Raw genomic sequence first — 2,627 nt, 5'->3', positions numbered from 1 at the left:
AATGTTGGATTAATAAAAGCAACAGCCTCAGCTTCATCCACATCTCTTGCTGAAAGTACTCGAGCTAGCTGATCTGGAAAACCAAATTTTTGAGAAATAGCGCGCGCATTATTTATCCCTTGAACATCAAGGGCATCTAACCAAGCTTGACCACAAGCAGAAGATTCAACATTGAGAAAATAACGAGGCGACTGCATTATTGTTTATTTTATAATGAAGAACGATAAAATACAATCATGCGTTAAAGATAAAATAGTCTTTTGCAACATTCATTTTAAATTTAAATGATCCACAAACTTCTTTAATATGGTATTATAATACCTCTCTCATAACATGCTGTTTTATAAAGTTTTTATTTTCTCTTGACGTCAATCAAAAGACATTATATCAGAGCAAGTAGTATGCGTTAAATATTTCGCTATGGTAACAATTTTCAACGCAAAACAGTAAAAATTCCCTTATATTAAAAGGGTTCTAATAAAGGATACTTCTATGGCAACTTTTTCACAAAAGCCAACTGAAGTGGTGAAAAAATGGGTTATTATTGACGCAGAAAACCTTGTTTTAGGTCGTCTTGCCACATTTGTTGCGAACCGCTTACGTGGCAAACATAAAGCTACATTTACTCCACATGTTGATGATGGTGACAACGTTATTGTCATTAATGCAGATAAAATAGCTCTCACTGGCAAAAAATATACGGATAAAAAATATTATTGGCATACCGGCTATATTGGTGGAATAAAACAACGTACAGCACGTCAACTTCTTGAGGGGCGTTTTCCCGAACGCGTTATTGAAAAAGCGGTAGAACGTATGATTCCTCGTGGGCCTCTTGGTCGCCGTCAATTGAAGAATCTGCGTGTTTATGCTGGAAACCAACATCCACATGAAGCACAACAGCCTGAATCTCTTGACGTTGGTGCTTTAAACCGCAAAAACAAAAGGATTGCTTGATTATGGCTGAAATTAATTCTCTTTCTGAGCTTAGCATAGTAACAAGTATTACAGAAACACATGAAAATGTTGTTCCTGTTCACGTGCAAAAGCTTGATTCACAAGGACGTGCTTACGCAACAGGAAAGCGTAAAGACGCTGTTGCACGTGTATGGATTAAACCAGGTTCTGGAAAAATCACGATCAACAATAAGGAATTTGACAAATATTTTGCTCGTCCTGTTCTTAGAATGATTCTTCGTCAACCAATTGTTGCAACAAATAGGGATACCCAATTTGATATTATTGCAACCGTTGCAGGCGGTGGTCTTTCCGGACAAGCCGGTGCAGTGCGCCATGGCATTTCCAAAGCTTTAACCTATTACGAACCAGAACTTCGCTCAATCTTGAAAAAAGGTGGGTTTCTTACCCGTGATAGCCGTGTTGTTGAACGTAAAAAGTACGGTAAAGCAAAAGCACGTCGTTCTTTCCAATTCTCAAAGCGTTAATTTCAATTTTTGCAATGCATAAAGCCTCGGACAAAAACGGGGCTTTTTCCCCTACTAAAACAAACTTTTAGATGAATGTAGGAACAAATCTATACCGATTAGAAAAAACAAGAATGCAAAACAATCCCTTCTCTTAAGATAAAAGGCAAGAAAAATAGACCGAAAAAATTCAAAACTTCAGTTTCAATTTTTAAAATCTGTTTTACTAACTTGTAATATATCCACGTGCTGAAGCACAAAAATATTTACGCGACAACTTTAGCAATCTTATAAGCTTTTCAATGCTTTTTCTATCACCACTTAACAAGCTTTAGTCCAAGAAATGCTTTACCATTGTGATAAAATGAGGGACAGAAATAGGCTTTGACATATATTCTTCACATCCACTGGCACGAATTCGCTCCTCATCGCCTTTCATAGCAAAAGCTGTTACAGCAACAACGGGGATTGATCGAAGTTCTTCATCTTCTTTTAATTGTTTAATAACATCTATTCCAGAGACCTCTGGCAACTGGATATCCACAAGGATAAGAGATGGCATTGATGAACGCGCCAAATCTAATGCCATAAGACCATTACGCGTTTCAACGGTTTCATAACCACTCGCTTCTACAAGATCGCGAAATAACTTCATATTAAGCTCATTATCTTCCACGATCATGACTTTTTTTGACATTCGTATAACTCCACCCTTCTCAGATAAAATAGAGAAATAGAAATGAATTCACATTCTCTTTGCTTAAGATAAAATGATAAAATGAATTGTAAACCACAAAGAGATTAAAAGATTCCAATAAAAGCATTTTTGCAAATATTTGTAAGACGCATCGCTATACTTATTCAGTTCATCAACATAAAACCCACAAATAGTCGTAAGATTGTGTGACCTTGTATTTTTTGAGTTGATATACAAAGTTTATGGATATCTCAATTAATGCATTCGCGTTTTCATCATAAAAAAATATCAACCACAAACTTAGCTAAAATGCGCATTTTGAAGAGGAAAAAATTTAAGTAAATTTAAAAAGCAACTGATTAGCTGAATTTAATGCACCATATACTGGCATCCACAAAACAATATCTTAATGATATAAAAGGATAAACTTATCAATGTCATTAAGATTAAAAAAAATAAATAAACCGTGATTAATTATCACGATTTATTTAATATAAAACATTCAA

4 protein-coding genes and 1 pseudogene are annotated in these 2,627 nt (G+C 35.1%); 3 read left to right on the top strand and 2 right to left on the bottom strand.

Features of this window, described 5'->3' with window-relative positions; all coding sequences use genetic code 11:
* Positions 1-197: pseudogene (locus tag ACFIO3_RS01765) on the bottom strand (single-stranded-DNA-specific exonuclease RecJ); the annotation flags it as partial.
* A gap of 295 nt (positions 198-492) precedes the next feature.
* Between ACFIO3_RS01765 and rplM the strand changes: the two are divergent.
* The 3 genes from rplM to ACFIO3_RS01750 all read left to right on the top strand — a co-directional run bounded on the left by rplM (position 493) and on the right by ACFIO3_RS01750 (position 1,677).
* Positions 493-957, top strand: coding sequence for a 50S ribosomal protein L13 (rplM, locus tag ACFIO3_RS01760; RefSeq protein WP_375606694.1), 465 nt, complete (start codon positions 493-495; stop codon positions 955-957).
* Positions 958-959: 2 nt separating this feature from the next.
* Positions 960-1,445 (top strand): 30S ribosomal protein S9, encoded by a 486-nt coding sequence (gene rpsI, locus ACFIO3_RS01755; RefSeq protein WP_015856545.1) that lies wholly within the window; start codon positions 960-962, stop codon positions 1,443-1,445.
* 154 nt (positions 1,446-1,599) lie between these two features.
* Entirely contained in the window at positions 1,600-1,677 is a 78-nt protein-coding gene (locus tag ACFIO3_RS01750; RefSeq protein ID WP_375606729.1) for a hypothetical protein, read from the top strand.
* Positions 1,678-1,755: 78 nt separating this feature from the next.
* On the opposite strand, the gene ACFIO3_RS01745 is transcribed toward ACFIO3_RS01750, so the two are convergent.
* Complete coding sequence (locus tag ACFIO3_RS01745) at positions 1,756-2,121, bottom strand: response regulator (protein WP_273724078.1); 366 nt, start codon at positions 2,119-2,121, stop codon at positions 1,756-1,758.
* Positions 2,122-2,627 lie beyond the last annotated feature (506 nt).

The organism is Bartonella sp. AD328YNZD (assembly GCF_042196425.1).
This window is presented reverse-complemented; position numbering and strand designations above follow the sequence as displayed.